The following is a 20,736-nucleotide window of genomic DNA, read 5'->3' as shown; positions in this document are numbered from 1 at the left end:
TTAGTCTATAAATGCATCTATAAAATTAATAAAGTATGCTAAGCCATTTTTATGTCCTTCTTCTGGAGTATTTAAAATAACTTTAGTGCTAGACTTATTCCCCTTTAATTTACCTGTAGTAATTAAAAGATCTTCTGTATTACTAGTTAAAAAGTTAATTTTTCTTTTAAACTCTCTTGGCAACTCATTAACTGGTATTTGAGAAATTATATTTTTACCGTTAACATATGCCGCAGAAGTATTTTTGCTAATATTTTTTTTGTGATCACCACTTACACTACCTTTAAAACTACCATTTCTAATGGCTAACAACTGGTCTTTAGACGTTGCAAAAAACAACACTCCTTTAGCGTGCATTGCGTATACATTTACAGGTACACTTCTTGGTGTGTTAAACTTATAAATACCGTTATCTACCGTCATTTCGTTTTCTTTAACAGCAATATTCATAAGCTTGTTAAAAATACTTTCTCCGTTAGAAGTGGCCATAAAAATAAAATCTGGTACCGTTTCTTCTTTTGTTTTCTCTATTGGAATTCTATTATAGTTTTCATCATAATCATACGTAGTATAGGTTACTTGTTTTTTAGCAATATCATTAACTACAAATAACATATCTCCTCTAACCAATTCACCAACAGCCTCTTCATCTAAAAATACAGATAATAAGTCTGTTCCAAGTGGTATTACAGTTGCCATTTCGTTATTTGTAGAGTTAGCAAACATAGACTTCATAAGTTTTGGATACTCTGTAAGCAAACCCTCTGTACTTGCGTTAACAGACATATAACCTAGCATTTTATCTTGATTAAAATACTTAAAAAAATCTTTATTCATTTTACCATTATACATTGCTTTAGCGTGTTTAGCCATAGCATTACTCATAGTATAATCTATATTTAAAACAGCACTAGTATTGGTAAAATCTAAGGTAGAAGATACAGAAGAGTTTCTGTACAATTCCTCTACATTATACATACCAAAAGCATTACTAAAACCTTGAGTTTCTACTAACTCTTGGTAAAGATTCATAAAATCTCCTGCCCAAGCGTGTGCCTCAAAGTTTTGCTTTCCTAAACTAGCAACATAACTTTTGTTACGCAAAATATTGTTAGATGAATGGTCACCATTTATAAAAGCTTTTGCCTTTTGTAAATTACGCACTTTTGCTTTTTGAGTTTTAGCTATTCTTTTTGCTTCTCTTTCTTGGCGTTCTCTTTTGTAACGCTCTTCTCTTTTTTTATAGTAATCATCATTAGAGTATGTTGCATCTTCGGTAGATTCAATTACCGCCTCTTCAACATCTTCAATTTCTACTTCTACAATTTCAATAACTTCTTCAGCCTCTTCAACTTCCTCAACTTCTACTGCTTCAACAGCATCTCCTGCGACATCAACAGCAACTTCTACTGCTTCTTCTATTTCTGTAACATCATCATAACTGTAGTAATTATAATCATCATCTTCGTTTGTATCTTCAGAAATAACCACAACAAGCATTCTATCATTCCAGGCTACAGTAATGCCGTCATAATTATCTTGCATATAAGTTATATCACCGTCAGTTTTTATCTTTTCGGTACTACTGTTATTCTTTTTAATTAGGTTATCAAACCCATTTTTAGAACGTAATGGTATAGCAAAGTAGTTAGAAAAAACACCTTTTTCTGCTTGCAAAAAATAATATGCACTTGCATTAAAATCTATACCTAAATCATTAAGACTTGTTAGGTCACCGTCTGATTCTCTGGCTAACTCTTTAACCATTTCCTGTCCTATTTTAGAGTTTTCAAACTCTTTAATAGAAAATAAGTCTGTAACATTACTTCCTTTTATAGTAACAACCGCACTAGAATTGGCAGGTATGTTTTGTATTAAATCTTGTGCTTGCGCTGTATATGCAGCACAACAAATGGTTAGGCTTAATAGTAATTTTTTCATTCTTTTAATTGTTGATTAATTGTATGGTATTTTCTAAGGTTTGTTGGCCTGTTATTAAAGACAATGCAGGCACACGCATAAATACGGCCTTTTTGTTTGGAGCTATTTTAGCACCTGAATTAGAAACACTTTTTACAGATGAATTAAACCTATAAATTGTTGTGTAACTGGCATCATTAAAAACTTTCTTGTCTTCTGACTTAAGCGAATTGAATTTTCTTTTTATACTAGCATCATACTTAAAGTGTCTCTTAAACTGATGATTAACTTTATTGTATGAAAAATTAGTTGTGCTAAAACTGGTTTTTTCTCTTCTATTTTGGTTGTTAATCATTTCTTTAAAAATTGAATTAACATTTGCTACAGATTTAAAATCGCATGCTATAGAAAATATATAATTATCATAATCTACACTTTTTTCTATGTTAGATATGCCTTCTGTTTTTTTTAAGTGATCTACTGCATTTTTAATTGCCAATTCTATATCATCCCTAGAAGGCACCTTATGTCCATTAACACTGTCTAAGAGCATTACAGAAGCCAACTTAGATTTACTTTTACTTAGGTTTGCAGTTACCGTTATACGCCCGCTACCGTCTTTATTAAAGCTTATTTCTTCTAAAATTTCAAAACAACTTGTACAAAGCAATAATGATGCAAATAAAAGAGTGTAGGTAAATAGTCTTTTTAACATATAAATTGATATAAATTGATATAAATTATAATAGTAAACTGCGTTTTAACACTAAAATTGCCGTTAACCTAAATTAATTAGTTAGACTACCAATAGCATTATATGTTACGCCAAAACAGAAATAATATGAGACCAGTTTAATTTTTGAGCATAGTCTAAAGCTGTTAAACCGTTACTATCTGTAACATTTTTATCTGCTCCAAGACTCAATAAAATATCTATAGTGGTTTTATTACCAGCTATAGCTTGCCTATGTAAAACTGTATACCCAGCTTCATCTTTAATTAAAATTTCATCTGGATTTTCTTTAAAGAATTCTAAAAATTTATCTGCAGTATTTACACACATTGGATGCTCTACAAGATTTTCTGGGTTTTCTACTTGACCATTAACCAACATAATTTTATTAAAATCGCCAAAATCTAAACCCCAAGCGTTATCATGTTGTTTTCTTTTTTCATCGCTCATACCAGACCTTAAGGTATGTATTGTAAAACCACCGTATGTTTTACCTGATGTTGCAAACATCCAATCGCTTATTTTAGACCTACTGCAGCTAACAGTATCACCTTCTGCCACATTTGTTAATTGCATTGGGTTGTTAGCTAAAACGCCAGTTATATTTTCTCCGTCAAAACTTATATTGCGCACCCACATATGCTCTATAGTTGGTTCACTTTCTCCTTTAAAAGTTTGTTCAAAAGGAAACTTTACAATAGCCAAGTCTAGCCCAGGTATAACTCTTCTGTACTCCCAGTACATTTCTCTCCAAAAATACTTAAATGTTTCCTGTGCTTTTTTAAAGGCTAATGACATTTCATCATCTTGTTTTACAAAAAATATATTATTATCTGAATTACTCATAAGTAGTTTAAATTTTTGTGTAAAGTTATATGCAGCAAAGATATAGGCATTACACAATAGCAAATACCCTGTAAACCGTGAAAAGGGATGAGCTAGTTACCACCAAAAAAAAAGCTCCGATAAAATATCGGAGCTTTTTAATTTATTCATCGTCTTTGCTAGGTTCCATAACAAAATCTTCCATAAAGGCTGTGGTATAATTACCTGCCAAATAATCTGGATGATCCATTAATTGCCTATGAAAAGGAATTGTAGTTTTTACGCCTTCAATTACAAATTCATCTAAAGCACGTTTCATTTTATTAATAGCCTCTTCTCTGGTTTGCGCCGTTGTAATTAGCTTAGCTACCATAGAATCATAATAAGGAGGAATTGTGTAACCACTATATACGTTAGTATCTAAACGTACACCGTGTCCGCCTGGTGTATGCAATGTAGTAATTTTTCCTGGAGAAGGTCTAAAGTCATTTCTAGGATCTTCTGCATTAATTCTACATTCTATAGAGTGCAATTTAGGGTAGTAATTTTTACCAGAAATTGGCACACCACCAGCCACTAAAATTTGCTCACGTATTAAATCGTAATCTACTACTTGCTCTGTTATAGGATGCTCTACCTGTATTCTGGTATTCATCTCCATAAAGTAAAAGTTACGGTGTTTATCTACAAGAAACTCTATAGTACCAGCACCTTCATACTTAATGTATTCTGCTGCCTTAACAGCTGCCGCTCCCATATCGTCACGCAATTTATCTGTCATAAATGGCGAAGGAGTTTCTTCTGTTAATTTTTGGTGACGTCTTTGTATAGAACAATCTCTTTCTGATAAATGACACGCTTTACCGTATTGGTCACCTACAACTTGTATTTCTATATGTCTAGGTTCTTCAATAAGTTTTTCCATATACATAGCACCGTTTCCAAAAGCAGCTGTAGCTTCTTGTACGGCACTTTCATAAAGAGCTTCCATTTTATCTTCAGACCAAACAGCACGCATACCTTTACCACCACCACCAGCAGTTGCTTTTATCATAACAGGATATCCCATTTTTTTAGCAACTTTTTTAGCTTCAGCAACATCTTTAAGTAAACCGTCTGAGCCAGGTATTGTAGGTACACCAGCTTTTTTCATAGTTTCCCTAGCACTAGCTTTATCACCCATACGGTCTATATGCTCGCCAGATGCACCTATGAACTTAATGTCATGCTCTGCACATATTTTAGAAAACTTAGAGTTTTCTGATAAAAACCCATAACCTGGGTGTATAGCATCTGCATTAGTAATTTCTGCAGCCGCTATAATATTTGGTATTTTTAAATAAGACTCGTTACTAGGAGCAGGGCCAATACATACGGCCTCATCTGCAAACCTAACATGCAAACTCTCTTCGTCTGCCTTAGAGTATACCGCTACCGTTTTAATTCCCATTTCTTTACAGGTCCTAATAATACGAAGCGCTATCTCTCCCCTATTTGCAATAAGTATTTTTTTAAACATCTTATGAAATTTTAAATTTTAATTCTAAATTCTAAAAAACTAAAAGTATTTAGTGTCTAAAATTTCTTATGATGGATCTACTAAAAATAAAGGTTGATCAAATTCTACTGGAGAAGAATCATCTACCAATACTTTAACTATTTTACCTGAAACTTCAGATTCTATATCGTTAAAAAGTTTCATTGCTTCTATAACACAAAGAACATCTCCTTGCCCAATAGTATCACCTACCTCTACAAATACTGGTTTGTCTGGAGATGGTTTTCTGTAAAAAGTACCAATAATTGGCGACTTTATTGTTATGTATTTATCTTCTTTACTAGCTTCTTTTGCTGGTGCAGCATCTGTTGCAGCAGCAGGTGCAGGTGCAGCAGCGGCTGGTGCCATTGGTGCTTGCCCCATAGGTATTTGCTGTAAAATAGTAGTCTCCCCACCAGAGTTTAAAGCTCCTGTTCTAATGGTAATTTTAATGTCTTCCATTTCTAATTTAACTTCGCTAGCGCCAGATTTTGCAACGAACTTAATTAAACTCTGAATTTCTTTAATATCCATAAAAATTAGATTTTGTTTAGTTGTAAGTTTTTATTTTGATTTAAGAGTTATAGGCCCATTTTAAGAAAATAGAACCCCAAGTAAAACCACCGCCAAATGCAGCAAATACTAAGTTGTCTCCTTTTTTAAGTTGATTTTCGTAATCTGCTAATAAAAGTGGTAATGTAGCAGAAGTTGTGTTTCCGTATTTTTGAATATTCATCATTACTTTAGATGCGTCTAAGCCCATTCTGTTAGCTGTAGCATCTATAATACGTTTATTAGCTTGGTGTGGAACTAGCCAATCTACATCTTTCTCTTCTAAATTGTTACGTTCCATAATTTTGGCAGATACTTCTGCCATATTAGAAACTGCATATTTAAATACGGTTTTACCGTCTTGAAAAACGTAATGTTGTTTATTTTTAACTGTTTCTTCAGATGCTGGCAATATAGATCCGCCCGCATCAATTTTTAAGAAGTTACGCCCAATACCATCAGACCTTAAGTATTCATCTTGAAAACCTAAACCTTCTTCATTAGGCTCAAAAAGTGCTGCACCTGCACCATCTCCAAAAATTATACACGTTGTTCTGTCTGTATAATCCAATATAGATGACATTTTATCTGCACCTATTAATAACACTTTTTTATACCTGCCAGACTCTACATAACTAGTAGCCGTAGACATACCGTATAAAAAACTAGAACACGCTGCTTCTAAATCAAAAGCAAAAGCATTGGTTGCACCAATTTCTGAAGCTACATATGCAGCAGTTGCCGCTACTTGTAAATCTGGTGTTGCAGTACCAACTATAATTAAATCAATTTCTGTTGGTTTAATACCTCTTTTTTGCAGTAAATCTTCAGCTGCTTTAATTGCCATAAAAGAAGTTCCTTTACCTTCTTCTTTTAAAATTCGCCTTTCTTTGATACCTGTTCTGGTGGTAATCCACTCATCATTTGTATCTACCATTGTTTCTAACTCCTTGTTAGTTAAAACATAGTCAGGAACATACTTACCCACTGCAGTTATTGCCGCTGATATCTTACCCATATATAAGTTTGATTTTTTAATCAAAAATTTTAAAAAAGTCTAAAAATCATGGAAAATTAGTCAATTTTTACGACTTTTTACCAAAACTGGCTTTTTTTTGACAAAAATTGATGAAAAATAAAAAAACCCTCACTTTTACGGTGAGAGTTTTAAATACTGTACAAAAGTAGAATTAAGCTACTGCTTCTTCTGCTTTGTCAATTAAAATTTGTCCACGGTAGTATAATTTACCTTCGTGCCAGTGAGCTCTGTGATACAAGTGCATTTCTCCTGTTGTTGCATCTTTTGCAATTGTTGGAGCTACCGCTTTATAGTGCGTTCTTCTCTTGTCTCTTCTGGTTTTTGAAATTTTTCTCTTTGGATGTGCCATTATGAAACTTTATTTATCCGTTATTAACTTTTTTAATGCGTCCCATCTGGGATCAATATCTTCTTTATTTTCCTTCTCTTCTTTTGGTTGTAGCTCTTGTAGCTTATCTACGGCTTTAGATCTTAAAGTACCATCCAAAACTCCTGGATGTATTCTTTTAGATGGAACGGCCAATACCAGCATTTCGTATAAATATTGCGAAATATTAACCTGATGTTCTCCGTGAGGAATTATCAGTATTTCTTCATTCTCATCATTATACTCTTCGCCAAACTTAACTACTAACTCTAATGTAGAGTTTATAGGTTGGTCATAAGCTTCACTAGATACGTCACAAAAAACATTTACTGTTCCTTCTGCTTTCATCTCTAGCTCTAACATTGTACTCATTTTGTTTAATTGTACCTCTATATGTATATTGGCATCATTAAACTCATTGTACTCAAAAGATTCAAAGAACTTATTGTCTATATTATACTCAAAACTGTGCTTTCCCTGCTTTAATCCAGAAAAAGGAATGGAATACTCCTTTAGCTTCATCATAACAACACTATATTTTAAAGTACCAGCCTCGTTAAAGGCGGGTGCAAAGATATTATTATTTTAATAAAACCCAACTAAAAAATTGTAAATATATTATTACTTAATAGTTTAGGTATTGTTTTGCCCTGTTTTAGGGCTTAATTTTGTTTAAATCTAGAAAAAAAATCTTACTCTTTTCTCTTTAAACGTTGTTTTTTTAACGGATTTTGGGTTAGCTCTGCATATTCTTGCCTGTTTTTAAAGATTTTTAGCGCTGTAAAAACAGCTTCTTTAAATGAACTGTGGTCTGCTTTACCTTTGCCTGCAATTTCATAAGCAGTGCCATGATCTGGTGATGTACGTACTTTTTGCAATCCGGCAGTGTAGTTTACACCTTTACCAAATGACAGCGTTTTAAAAGGTATTAAACCTTGGTCATGATAAGCTGCAAGTATTGCATCAAAATTACTATAAGCATCAGACCCAAAAAAGCTATCTGCAGAATAGGGTCCAAAAACCATTTTACCCTGATTTTTTAATTCGGTTATTGTTGGCTTTAGTACTGTATCGTCCTCTTTACCAATAACACCATTATCTCCACTATGCGGATTTATGCCTAACAATGCAATTTTTGGCTTTTGTATGGCAAAATCTGCTTTTAAAGAGTGCTCTATAGTTGCTATTTTTTCTTTTACAAGTTTAGGTGTAATTGCTTTTGCTACATCTTTAACTGCAATATGGTCTGTTAACAAGCCTACTTTTAAAGTACTTGTTACCATAAACATTAAACTATTACCACCTAATTCTTTTGCTAAATAATCTGTATGTCCAGGAAAGTTAAATTCATCAGACTGTATATTATTTTTATTTATTGGCGCTGTAACTAATACATCTATTTTATCTTCTTTTAAAGCTTTTGTTGCCGCTTGCAAAGATTTTAGAGCGTATTTACCACTTTCTTCAGTAGGTGTTCCAAACTGTGTCTTTGGTATTTCTTTCCAAACATTAACTACATTAATTTTGTTATCTACAGCTTTATCTGCATCAGGCACACCATTGTAATTAATATTTATATTTAGCTCTTTTTTTTGAAAAGAAATGGTTTTGTTTGATGCAAAAATAACAGGGGTACAAAAATCTAACATTCGGTTGTCTTCAAAAGTCTTTAAAACAACTTCACAGCCAATTCCGTTTAAATCGCCTATAGAAATTCCTACCTTAATTTTTTTATCTTCTTGCATAATTCAACTGTATAATGTCTAAATTTACACCGCAAAACTACTTAATTAAAACGATATGTTTACTGGCATTATAGAAACTTTAGGGAAAGTAACCGCATTACGCAAAGAAGATAGTAACCTACACATTACTATAAAATCTACTTTAACACCAGAGCTTAAAATAGATCAGAGTGTTGCTCACAATGGTGTTTGCCTTACCGTTATTGCTATAAAAGATGACACCTACACTGTTACTGCTATTGATGAAACGTTACAAAAAACAAGTATTGGTGCTTTAAAAGTAAACTCTTACGTAAATTTAGAACGTGCTATGATTTTAGGTACAAGGTTAGATGGCCATATTGTACAAGGGCACGTAGACCAAACTGGAGTTTGTACTGCTATTGAAGAAAAAGATGGTAGTGCTGTTTTTAGTTTTGAATACAATGCAGATTATAATAATGTAACTATAGAAAAAGGTTCTATTACAATAGATGGTACTAGCTTAACTGTTTTTAACTCCGGAAAAAACACATTTAGCGTAGCTATTATACCTTATACTTTTGAAAACACTGTTTTTAACACCTATAAAGTAGGCACAGTTGTAAACCTAGAGTTTGATGTAATTGGAAAATATGTTGCTAAACTAATTGCCAAATAAATTACACTTTTATAAAAATCTTTTTTCTATAAAGCACATAAGCTAATACTACGTAAAATGTAACTACGGTTAATGCGTATACTATTGACGAAGTTTTTAAAGATATAAACTGATGTACATAGAGGTTTTTAAATAACCAACCATGAACAGATGTATTTCCTACTTTTATAAGTGCAAATAGCTTAGCTATAAAACTAGATAAGAAAAAAACGGTAATGGCGTTGGCTCCTGCGTATTTAAAAACACCTCCAAACTTTTTGTTTTTTACATCAGAAAAATAATAAATAACAGCCAAAATAATAGTTGCCCACCCGGCTGTTACTAAAACAAAACTACTGCTCCACAAAGCCTTATTTATAGGAAAAAAGAAATCCCAAATATGACCTGCAGTTAATAAGCTTACACCTAAAAGTAAAAGTATTTGTGTTTTCTTTTTGTAGGCAGATTTTAAGAGCAAACCAACAAATACCCCTAATAAAGAGGTAGCTATTGCAGGCAAAGTACTTAAAACACCTTCTGGGTCATAATCTGTTTTCCACATATGAGATCCCAAAACTTTTAAATCTATAAAATTAGCCCAATTGTTTGGCGCTCTATCAAAGGTAGGAGCAGTACCATTAATAGGTACAAAACCCATCCATAACCAATACATTATTAAAATAGCAGCGCAAACGGCCACTAGCGCTTTCCAATTTAATTTTATAAACAAAATTGCTGTAAAAAAGAATACTAAACCAATACGTTGCAATACTCCAGGAAAACGTATATCATTAAAATCTTTAAAAAAAGGAAATGAAAGCGTAAATGCGCCTAAAAACAATCCAAGACCAATTAACTTTAAAGACCTTATAACAATTTTACGATATGTTTTTCCTGTTACTTCTTTGGTATGATATGCATAAACTATAGAAATACCTACAATAAACAAAAAGAAAGGAAACACTAAATCTGTTGGTGTATAACCGTGCCAATGTGCATGTAAAAAAGGAGCATAAACGCTAGACCAAGTTCCTGGGTTATTTACCAAAATCATTAAAACAATGGTAATTCCCCTAAAAATGTCTACAGATACAACCCTATTTTTCATTTACAGAATGCTACTTTTCATTTTATTCCAAGCTTTTATTAACAATAAACCAGCCACCAAGGCAATTCCCGTAAATATTAATGCTTTTATTGTTTCACCATAAATCCAATATCCGGTTGCAAACATACATGTGTATATAAGTACACAGCCTAATACCATAGCTCCTATGCCAGAAGGAACACTCCATTTTTCATTAGGGTTTACAATATCTATTTTATCTGCTTTAGCATTATCTACCACTTTTTTCCAACCCGGTCCTCCAGGTTGTATTTTTTTGTAAAAACTGTTTAATACCTCATTAGACTCTGGCTTAGTCATAAATGTAGCCGCTACCCAAATTATAGTTGTTACCAACATTACAAACGGAATCTGAAACCAATCTGGAAAAACTCCTGTATCTACTGCAAAAAGATAGTTTCCTAGCGGAGTAACTTTTAGTAAGATAGATAAGACTCCTGATGCAAACATTGCTGCAATCTCTGTCCAGGCATTAATTCGCCACCAAAACCAACGTAAAATAAAAATTAGTCCGGTACCGGCTCCAAACAACAATAACATATCAAAAACCTCCATAGCATTTTGCATTAACAAGGCCAAACAAGCACTTAATACCATTAACACAACAGTAGAAAGTCTACCAACAGCTACCAATTGTTTTTCTGATGCATTAGGATTTACTTGTTGCTTGTAAAAATCATATACTATATAAGATGATCCCCAGTTAAGCTGAGTAGAAATTGTACTCATATAAGCAGCTATTAATGACGCTAACACCAAGCCTAATAATCCGCTTGGTAATTTTGTTAGCATAGCAGGGTAAGCCAAATCATGTCCTAATTTATCTGCTGCTATATTAGGAAAAGCTTCTGCTATACTAGCAACATCTGGGTAAACAACTATAGATGCTAAAGCAACTAAAATCCAAGGCCAAGGGCGTAATGCGTAATGCATAATATTAAAAAAGAAAGTTGCACCAATAGCATGGTTTTCATCTTTTGCAGCCAACATACGTTGTGCAATGTAACCACCGCCACCAGGTTCTGCTCCTGGATACCAAGAACTCCACCATTGTACAGCTAAAGGAATAACTAATAAGGTAATTACAGCATTTGTATTGCTAAAATCTGGCAAAATAGATAATTTCCCTTTCACATCTTCATGTGTTAGTAAGCTTGTTACTCCGCCTACTTCTGGTAAATTAACCAAATAGTAAGCAGCGCCTATTGCACCACCCATTGCTACAAAAAATAATAAAAAGTCTGTATAAACCACACCTTTAAAACCACCTAAAGCACTAAAAGTAACGGTTATTAAACCTGCACTTACAACGGTTTGCCAAGGCTCTAAACCTAACATTATACCTCCAATTTTTATTGCTGCTAATGTTACAGCAGACATTGTAATTACATTAAAAATAACACCTAAATATATAGACCTAAATTTTCTTAAAAAACTGGCTGGTTTTCCACCATAACGTAATTCATAAAACTCTAAATCTGTACTAACATTAGACTTACGCCATAATTTTGCATAAACAAAAACGGTTAGCATACCAGTAATTAAAAATGCCCACCATACCCAGTTACCAGAAACACCATCTGTTCTAACAATATCTGTAACCAAGTTTGGGGTATCTGTAGAAAATGTTGTTGCAACCATAGAAAGACCTAGCAACCACCAAGGCATTGTTCTTCCAGATAAAAAATATTCTGATGAGCTTTTTCCTGATTTTTTAGAAACCACAACTCCAATACCTAAAACAATTGTAAAAAAAACAATGATTAGCGTATAATCTAGTGCACTTAATTCCATTTTTTAGTAGTTGGTTAATTAGTAAAGATATTATTTTTTACAATACTTTTGTCTTTTTTAGCTAAACGCCAATTATGGGTCTATTAATAACAGCAAACATTTCTACAACTGCATGGGTTTTGGCTTTTACAGCCGTATTTGTAATGGGTGTTTCTAAATCTGGTTTAAAAGGTATTTCTATAATTGTAGTTACACTTATGGCTTTGGCTTTTGGTTCTAAAGCATCTACAGGTTTACTTGTACCATTGCTTGTTGTAGGCGACATTTTTGCTGTAATTTATTATAGGAAATATACCCAGTGGAAATACATTTTAAAGTTTTTACCCTGGATGATTGGCGGTATTTTAATAGGTGTATTTGTTGGTAAAGATTTACCAGAAGCTTCTTTTAAATACTGTATGGGTGGTATTATATTAATTACCGTTTTGATGATGCTTTGGTGGGATCAAAAAAAATCTAAAAATGTACCAACACATTGGGCATTTGCCGGCTCTATGGGTTTACTTGCTGGTATTACTACAATGATTGGTAATTTGGCTGGCTCTTTTTCTAACATCTACTTTTTAGCAATGCGCTTGCCTAAAAATCAGTTTATAGGCACAGCTGCTTGGCTTTTTTTAATTACCAATATTTTTAAGCTCCCTTTTCACATTTTTGTGTGGCATACCATTACAAAAGAATCTGTTGTTTTAAACCTAAAACTTTTACCTGCTATTTTTGTAGGCTTTATTGTTGGCACCATTCTAGTAAAGTACATTAAGGATAAATTTTTCAGAAAAATGATACTAATTCTTACAGCTATAGGTGCTTTGCTAATCTTGCTTAGATAATTAATTGGTTTTCCTTGTAATAATCTTATATTCATACATAAAATCATTAAGTTTTCTATATCCCCTATGAAAAATTTAACCTCGCTTATTTTACTTTTCTTTATTAGTTGCTACGTTATTGTTGGACAAAATCTTTTTCCACCTATACACAACTATAAAATATTTGATTACAATGCTGCTAGTAAAAATTGGGGATTAGCCACTAATAAAGATGGCGAATTATTTTCTGCCAATAATGCTGGTCTTTTACATTTTAATGGAGAAGAATGGAAACTTAACGCCTTACCTAGTAAAACTACCATACGATCTGTTGCTGCTATAGATGATAAAATTTACACCGGTTCATATGAAGAATTTGGATTTTGGAAAAAAGATAGCCTAGGTGTTTTAAAATACACATCATTAACACATCTTATAAAAAACCACGTATTTACTAGTGAAGAGTTTTGGCAAATTATACCTTATAACAATGCAATTGTTTTTAGGTCATTTTCTAAAGTATATGTGTACAAAAACAATAAAATAACGGTAATTAAAGCAGATATTATTGTTAACAATATTGCAAAACACAACAACCAAATTATTGTTGCAGGTGGTGATGATGGTTTGTTTTATTTAGAAGGTGACACCTTAGAACCTCTTGTCTTAAAAAACAACATTTCTTTTGTAAATAAAACTGTAGTAGATATGGTTTCTATTAAAGAAGGTTTGTTAATTGGCACCAAATTAAACGGTTGTTACTTAATTAAAAATAATGAAATTAATGTTTGGGGTAGCACTATTAACGACACATTAAAACAGCATCAGCTTAATAAAATTATGGTGTTAAATCAGCACAGCATTGCTTTTGGCACTATAAAAAACGGACTCTTTTTATACAACAATAACACAAAAACCTATAAAAGCATTAATCGCGAAGTTGGACTACAAAACAACACCATTTTAGCTATGGTTGCTTTTAAAAATCAGCTTTGGTTAGGGTTAGACAATGGTATAGACCACATTCAACTAGACCACCCAATTACGTATTACACAGATTTTACTGGTGTTTTAGGTACTGTTTATGACATTGCTTTGTACAACAACAAAGTATACTTAGGCTCTAATACTGGTTTGTATTATGTAGATAATGATGTGCTACATTTTGTAAAAGGCACTCAGGGGCACGTTTGGGATATTGCAGTTGTAAACAATGAGCTCTTTTGTGGACATAATACAGGAACATTTAAGTTAAATAAAGATGGCTTGGTTAAGGTTTCTAATATTTCTGGAGGCTATCAAATAGAGAAAATACCTGAGGACAAATCATCCTTTTTACAGGGTACTTATACCGGAATAGCAAAATACAGTAAAGATGATATTAACCAATGGACTGTAGAACGATTAAAAGGCTTTAATTTACCAGTAAAAAAATTGTGTTTTGAAGACTCTAACACACTTTGGGTTGCTCACCCATATAAAGGTTTTTACAAACTAAAATTAAATAGCACCTATGACTCTGTAATTAGCTCCAAAGAATATAACGGAAAAAATGCCCCTAATAAATACAATGTAAAACTCTACAATATTAAAAACCAAATTGTTTTTTACAGTCAGGGAGAGTGGTTTAAATACGATCCTATTTTAGACAAAATTGTAACGTTAGAGGAGTTTAGCTCATTTAAAAATAATGAGTTGTTGTATTATAATGATGATCATTTTTGGTTTATTGACAATGAAAACAGTAAAAAAATTACTTATACCAATTTTAAGGAAGACAATATTATTATTGAAAACCAAAGTTTAAAAAAACGTATAATACCTGAGGCAGAAAATATTATTAAGGTAAACGACTCTACATTTTATTTTACCCTTGTAGATGGTTACAGTCAAATAAACTTTAACAAGTTAAACAATCAGTTAAAAGATAATAATAGGCTACCAACTCCTAAATTAGTGAGTTTTACTGGTAAACAAAACAGTTACCCAATACATACAAAAAACATAACATTGCCTTTTAAAGATGCTGGTAATATTAGTATTAAAATTGCTTCATCTGGCGTTATGCACCCAAAATATTACTATAGTTTAGATGGCAAAGATGCTCAATTTGCTAAATTAGATAATGGCTTTATATCGTTTCAAAACTTAAGTCACGGTAGTTACACTTTAGAGGTTTACGGTGTAGGTATTGACAATAAAAAATCTGTTCCAAATGTCATTAACTTTACTATTAAAGCTCCTTGGTATTTGTCTGGCCCTGCACTTTTAATTTACTTTTTACTTGTAATAGCCGCCATAATACTTATTAGAAAATACAACAAATACAAACTAAACCTTAAGCACAATAAGCTTAAAGAGCGTATGCAAAAAGAGCAAGATGAAAAAATTGCGCTTTTAGAGAAAGAAAAATTAGCAAAAGAAGTAAAGCTTAAACAAAAAGAATTAGCTAATACTACATTAAATATTGCTAAAAAGAATGAAATTATTTTAGACCTAAAAAACCTATTAACTCAAAACAAAGATAAATTTCCTAATCAGCAACGTTATAAATCCTTTATGAAAAGGTTAAACAATTCTGTTAACAACAAAGAAGACTGGAAACGATTTGAAATGAATTTTAAAGAATTGCATAGCGACTTTTTTGAGAATCTTTTAAAAGAATACCCAAAGCTTACTCCTAAAGATTTAAAACTATGTGCTTACCTTAAAATGAACCTATCTACTAAGGAAATTGCACCCCTTATGGCTATTACAGTTAGGGGTGTAGAAATACATCGTTACCGTTTACGAAAAAAATTAAATATAGATAGCTCAGAGAACATATCTAACTTCTTAATCACCTTTAAATAAAGGTTTTTCTGTCATAAACAGCTTAACAATTACATAACACGCAGTACATCATTACTACATCAAAGTGTTAAAAGTGTATAAAAAACTAGGTTACAATACTACTGCAAACCATACTATTGGCGGTGTGTAGCGTAATTTTTGTGTTGATGTAGTTTTTATGTAGTTGCTAAAACCTTAGCAAACAGCCTCTTTTATTAATTTAGTAAAAATCTAACTCAATTTTTAATGTATTATGAAAATACTCAATCAAATATTATTAATCTGCTTTATTCTGTTCGGGATGTCTGCCTACGCCCAAGAGAATATAACGGTTAAAGGACAAGTAGTAGACAATAATGGCACACCTTTATTAGGTGCTAGTATTATTATTAAGGGTACTACAACAGGAACACAAACAGATTTTGATGGTAACTACCAATTAAACAGCGTTCCAAACAACGGAACTTTAGTTATAAGTTACATTGGTTTTATCACATCAGAAATTGCTGTAAATAATTCCAATACAATTAATGTAACCTTAGAAGAAGATGCAGAGTCTTTAGATGAAGTTGTTGTAATTGGTTACGGTGAAATGAAGTCTAAGGATTTAACCTCATCTATAACCACTGTTAAAGCCGAGGAATTAGCAGCTGTACCTACAGGTTCTGCTATGCAGGCTATGCAAGGTAAGGTTGCGGGTATGCAAGTAGTAAGTAGCGGTTCTCCTGGGCAAGGACCAACTATTAGAGTAAGGGGTATAGGGTCTTACAACACAGGTGCCTCTGCCCCTTTGTATGTTGTAGACGGTATGTTTTTTGACAATATAGATTTTTTAAATACAGCAGACATAACATCCATTTCTGTCTTAAAAGATGCTTCTGCATCTGCAATTTATGGTGTTAGAGCTGCAAATGGTGTTGTTCTAATAGAAACAAAATCTGGAGCATTTAATAAAAAAGCAGAAATTACATATGATGGCTACTCTGGTTTTCAGGTAGCACAAAACGTTTTAAAAGTTGCTAACGCAGAACAATTTACAACCTTAGCGTTAGAATCTGGTTCTGCACCAGATGCAGACTATATTCTAAATGCTATGCAGCGTTATGGTCGTAGTAGAGTTAACCCAAATGTACCTAATGTTAATACAGATTGGTATGATGAAATTATAAGACCTGCTTTAATACAAAACCATAGTATTGGTGTAACTGGTGGTAGTGAAGATGTTAGTTATTCTGTAGGGGCTAATTACTTTGGGCAGCAAGGTATATTAGACACTAAAAATGAATATGAGCGTTTTAACTTAAGAAGTAAAATAGAGTTTAATGCAAACGACTGGTTAAAAGTTGGTGCTAACACGGTAATTAGTAACGCTACTAGATATGATGGTGATAACTCTGCTTGGCGTGCTGCTTATTTTGCTGTACCTATTTTACCTGTGTATGATGAGGCTTTAGCTAACGACCCAGATGTTTTCCCTACAAACTATGCTAATGCACAAGATTTAGGCTATAGAGGTGGTCAAAACCCTTTTCCCCTTTTAGATTTTAATGAAAACAGAACAAAAATTAGAAATATACTTGCTAATTTTTATGCAGAAATAGACTTAATACCTACTAAACTTAAGTTTAAAACTGCATACAATCACAACTACCAAACTCTAGAGTACAGAAGTGTTAATTTACCTTACTACATTGGCAATAGTTTTCAAAGACCAGATGCTTCATTAACAAAGAGTAACACAACAATATCAAATCAGATATGGGATAATACTTTAACTTATAAAGAATCTTTTGGTAATCATGATGTAACTGTCTTAGCTGGTACTTCGTTCAGAGATGAATCTTATCAGTTTTTAAGTGCAACAGGATTAAACTTTCCGTTGTCTGGTGAAGAAGCTTATTATTTAGACCAAGCACAAACTATTGTAGAAAATAGTGTTGGTGATGGTGGTGCAAGAGAGTATGGATTCTCTTACTTTGGTAGAGTATCTTATAATTATGATGGTAAATACCTACTTTACGGAACCTTTAGAGCAGACGGAACTAACAAATACCAAGAAAAATGGGGTTATTTCCCTACAGTTGGTGCTGGTTGGGTTGTATCTGAAGAACCTTTTATGCAAAACAATGGTGTTTTTGATTTTCTTAAACTACGCGGTAGTTGGGGTAAATTAGGTAATGATAATGTTGCTGGCAGTAACGGTTCTATTACTTCTTCTGTAGTTACAACTGCGTTAGGAGACACTATGTTTAGCGGTTTAAACACAGGTAGTGATTTTACTTCTTTAAAATGGGAAGTTACAGAGGAAACTAACATTGGTATAAATGCTAGTTTTTTAGCCAACAATTTATCTTTAGAGGCAGATTATTATGTTAGAGATACAAAAGACGCCGTTATCCCTGTACAAAGACCATTAATACCCGGTTCTACCAGACAAAACGTAGGAGAAATTAGAAACTCTGGTTTTGAAATGTCATTAAACTGGAGTAAAAAAGTATCAGATGATTTTAGTTATAACATTGGCGGTAATTTTTCTACACTTAAAAATGAAGTATTAAGTTTAGATGGTCAACAATATATAGATGCTGGCTCAGCAGAATTTCGTCAACGTTCTATAGTTGGTGAACCTCTTTACGCTTTTTATGGTCGCGAGGTTGTTGGCATTTACCAAAATGAAGCAGAAATACTTGCAGATCCTGTTGCTGTAGCTAATAACTTAGTCCCTGGCGATTTTAAATACAAAGAAAACGGTGGAGATCCTACTACTATTGATGATGATGACCGCGTAGTTTTAGGATCTTACTTACCAACATACTCATACGGATTTAACTTTGGGTTTAACTACAAAAATTTTGACTTCACGGCTACTGCTTCTGGTCAAGGTGGCAACAAAATACTTAACCGTAAAAGACTAGAAGTAATTTTTACTAGTGATACTAACTGGGACAGAGACTTTGCTGTTAATCGTTGGCACGGTGAGGGTACTACAAACTCATACCCATCTGCAGCCGCAGTACGTAAAGGGTGGAACCAAAAATTAAACGATTACTACGTAGAAGATGGTGACTACTTTAGAATTCAGAACATAACACTTGGGTACACAATTAATAAAAATGGAGAATTAAAAGGTATTCCTAAAACCCGTATTTACCTAACAGCAGAAAAACCATTAACCATATTTGGTTATAACGGGTTTAACCCTGAGGTTGCTAATGGTATAGATAACCAAACATATCCTATCCCTGCAGTTTATACAATGGGAGTTAACATTAAAATATAAGACTTATGAAACTGTATAAAAAACATATATCACCTCTACTTATACTAGCATTTATTGCATCAGTATTTGTTGGGTGTTCAGACAAGTTAGATGAGCCACAGGAAAACAACAACTTTGCTGGTGGTACAGATTTTACAAAAACCGAGGATATGATATTGTCTATCATTGGTGTTTACGATGCTTTTCAATCTCGTGGATGGGAACAACCTTTATTAATTTCTGTTCGTGGAGACGATGTTAATGCTGGTGGTTTAGGTGACCAACAAGATTTTGCTGAAACTGACCTTTTTAATTATAACAAAGATTATTGGATGTACAATTCTCTTTGGGAAAACGTATATGTAGATGTTATTACAGCACATACAGCTATGGAACAAATAGCACGTTACCAAGAGTTTGCAGATGCAGACGGTATTGATAAAGGAAACCAATACATTGCAGAAGCTAAAGTTTTAAGAGGAATGATGTTATTTCAAATTTCTCAGGTTTGGGGAGATATTTTTATTCCAGAATCTTCAGACACTGGCGCCCTTTTAAACGTTACAGAGTTACCTACTAAGGATGAGGTTATGCAACATATATCTAACCAGATGGATGAAGCAATTTCATTTTTACCAGACGCAAGACCTAATGAGCGTATAGATATCCCTGGAGGGGTTACAAAATATACTGCTTTAGCTATAAAAGCATTGGCTAACCAAGAACTTAAAAATTACCAAGAAGTTGCTGCTGCAACCGGACAAATAATTAACTCTGGTAAGTTTAGTTTATTTACAGATTATTATGAGCTTTTTAAAACTCCTGGTAAATTAAGTGATGAGAGTATTTTAGATTTACAATATTCAGATTTTGGACAAGGTGAAGGTGATAGAGAAGGACATTTGTTTGCTCCTTATGGCCCGCAAAACTGGACTCCGGCTGTTACTGGTGCTGCATCTGGCTGGGGTTTTTATGAGCCTAGCTTAAAATTTATAAAATTTATGTTAGACCGTGGAGAAGCTGTGCGTTTAGAAACTAGCGTACTATTTACAGATCGCGGTATTGCAGAGCTTCAAACAGATCCAAATTACGCTACTCTACCAAGTTTTGTAAAAAACACAACCAGAGATGGTGATGTTATAAACGACTATTCTAGAGCCCTATTTTCTAGTGGTAAACACTATTTGCCATCAAACCAATTAATAGAAGGCAGAACAGAATATGGTAGTAACAAAAACTACAATGTTATACGTTATGCAGAAATTTTATTAATGTATGCAGAAGCCATTACACAAGGAGCAACAGCAACATCTATAACTGCAGATAATGCTGTAAACTTGGTAAGAGAAAGAGCTGGTATGCCATCTCTTACTGGTGTAACATTAGACAATGTAATAGATGAAAAATTTGCCGAACTGGGTATGGAATGGGGCAAACGCTATTACGATATGGTTAGACTAGGCAGATTTAGCGAGCTAAACTATGACGGAAGAACATTTTCTGAAGACAAGGTTTACCTTCCTTACCCACAACCACAGGTAGACCAATTTCCAATTTTAGGAAACTCATCAAACTAAAA

Annotated in this window: 16 protein-coding genes; 5 read left to right on the top strand and 11 right to left on the bottom strand. The window is 33.1% G+C overall.

What is annotated here, in order from left to right; all coding sequences use genetic code 11:
* The 9 genes from JM80_RS04090 to pdxA form a co-directional block, all read right to left on the bottom strand.
* Entirely contained in the window at positions 1-1,941 is a 1,941-nt protein-coding gene (locus tag JM80_RS04090) for a PRKR-interacting protein 1 (protein ID WP_144709295.1), read from the bottom strand.
* 4 nt (positions 1,942-1,945) lie between these two features.
* Positions 1,946-2,635, bottom strand: a complete 690-nt coding sequence (locus JM80_RS04085) for a hypothetical protein (protein WP_034645788.1) — start codon at positions 2,633-2,635, stop codon at positions 1,946-1,948.
* A gap of 105 nt (positions 2,636-2,740) precedes the next feature.
* On the bottom strand, positions 2,741-3,499 hold the full coding sequence (locus JM80_RS04080; RefSeq protein WP_144709294.1) for a DUF2314 domain-containing protein: 759 nt from the start codon (positions 3,497-3,499) through the stop codon (positions 2,741-2,743).
* Positions 3,500-3,641: 142 nt separating this feature from the next.
* Positions 3,642-4,997 carry an acetyl-CoA carboxylase biotin carboxylase subunit gene (gene accC, locus JM80_RS04075; RefSeq protein ID WP_013620841.1) on the bottom strand — a complete coding sequence of 452 codons (1,356 nt, stop codon included), beginning with the start codon at positions 4,995-4,997 and terminating at the stop codon, positions 3,642-3,644.
* Positions 4,998-5,063: 66 nt separating this feature from the next.
* On the bottom strand, positions 5,064-5,549 hold the full coding sequence (gene accB / locus JM80_RS04070; RefSeq protein WP_013620842.1) for an acetyl-CoA carboxylase biotin carboxyl carrier protein: 486 nt from the start codon (positions 5,547-5,549) through the stop codon (positions 5,064-5,066).
* A gap of 40 nt (positions 5,550-5,589) precedes the next feature.
* Entirely contained in the window at positions 5,590-6,585 is a 996-nt protein-coding gene (locus JM80_RS04065) for a beta-ketoacyl-ACP synthase III (protein WP_034645792.1), read from the bottom strand.
* Positions 6,586-6,757: 172 nt separating this feature from the next.
* Positions 6,758-6,955 carry a 50S ribosomal protein L32 gene (gene rpmF / locus JM80_RS04060; RefSeq protein WP_013620844.1) on the bottom strand — a complete coding sequence of 66 codons (198 nt, stop codon included), beginning with the start codon at positions 6,953-6,955 and terminating at the stop codon, positions 6,758-6,760.
* Between the two features lie 9 nt (positions 6,956-6,964).
* On the bottom strand, positions 6,965-7,498 hold the full coding sequence (locus tag JM80_RS04055) for a DUF177 domain-containing protein (RefSeq protein WP_034645794.1): 534 nt from the start codon (positions 7,496-7,498) through the stop codon (positions 6,965-6,967).
* A 167-nt stretch (positions 7,499-7,665) separates the two neighbouring features.
* On the bottom strand, positions 7,666-8,718 hold the full coding sequence (pdxA, locus tag JM80_RS04050) for a 4-hydroxythreonine-4-phosphate dehydrogenase PdxA (RefSeq protein ID WP_013620846.1): 1,053 nt from the start codon (positions 8,716-8,718) through the stop codon (positions 7,666-7,668).
* Positions 8,719-8,773: 55 nt separating this feature from the next.
* Between pdxA and JM80_RS04045 the strand changes: the two genes are divergently transcribed.
* The gene (locus tag JM80_RS04045; RefSeq protein WP_034645796.1) at positions 8,774-9,358 is read left to right on the top strand and encodes a riboflavin synthase; all 585 of its coding nucleotides are present in this window, start codon (positions 8,774-8,776) and stop codon (positions 9,356-9,358) included.
* Position 9,359: 1 nt separating this feature from the next.
* Here JM80_RS04045 and JM80_RS04040 read toward each other — a convergent pair whose 3' ends face one another.
* Together JM80_RS04040 and JM80_RS04035 are read right to left on the bottom strand one after the other, a co-directional pair.
* Complete coding sequence (locus tag JM80_RS04040; protein ID WP_144709293.1) at positions 9,360-10,445, bottom strand: acyltransferase family protein; 1,086 nt, start codon at positions 10,443-10,445, stop codon at positions 9,360-9,362.
* Positions 10,446-12,257: a sodium:solute symporter family protein gene (locus JM80_RS04035; RefSeq protein WP_144709292.1), complete on the bottom strand. Its 1,812-nt coding sequence runs from the start codon at positions 12,255-12,257 to the stop codon at positions 10,446-10,448.
* Between the two features lie 74 nt (positions 12,258-12,331).
* Here JM80_RS04035 and JM80_RS04030 point away from each other — a divergent pair, with 74 nt between their 5' ends.
* From JM80_RS04030 to JM80_RS04015, 4 genes are all read left to right on the top strand, one after another.
* Positions 12,332-13,087, top strand: a complete 756-nt coding sequence (locus JM80_RS04030; protein ID WP_089118722.1) for a sulfite exporter TauE/SafE family protein — start codon at positions 12,332-12,334, stop codon at positions 13,085-13,087.
* Between the two features lie 66 nt (positions 13,088-13,153).
* Positions 13,154-15,919, top strand: coding sequence for a triple tyrosine motif-containing protein (locus JM80_RS04025; RefSeq protein WP_144709291.1), 2,766 nt, complete (start codon positions 13,154-13,156; stop codon positions 15,917-15,919).
* A 232-nt stretch (positions 15,920-16,151) separates the two neighbouring features.
* Positions 16,152-19,178 (top strand): TonB-dependent receptor, encoded by a 3,027-nt coding sequence (locus JM80_RS04020; RefSeq protein ID WP_144709290.1) that lies wholly within the window; start codon positions 16,152-16,154, stop codon positions 19,176-19,178.
* A gap of 5 nt (positions 19,179-19,183) precedes the next feature.
* The gene (locus tag JM80_RS04015; protein WP_013620853.1) at positions 19,184-20,734 is read left to right on the top strand and encodes a RagB/SusD family nutrient uptake outer membrane protein; all 1,551 of its coding nucleotides are present in this window, start codon (positions 19,184-19,186) and stop codon (positions 20,732-20,734) included.
* The last annotated feature ends 2 nt before the right edge of the window (positions 20,735-20,736 follow it).

The organism is Cellulophaga sp. RHA_52, assembly GCF_007827205.1.
Lineage (GTDB): Bacteria > Bacteroidota > Bacteroidia > Flavobacteriales > Flavobacteriaceae > Cellulophaga > Cellulophaga lytica.
The sequence above is the reverse complement of the archived record's forward strand: the minus strand, read 5'-3'. Positions and strand labels throughout refer to the sequence as shown.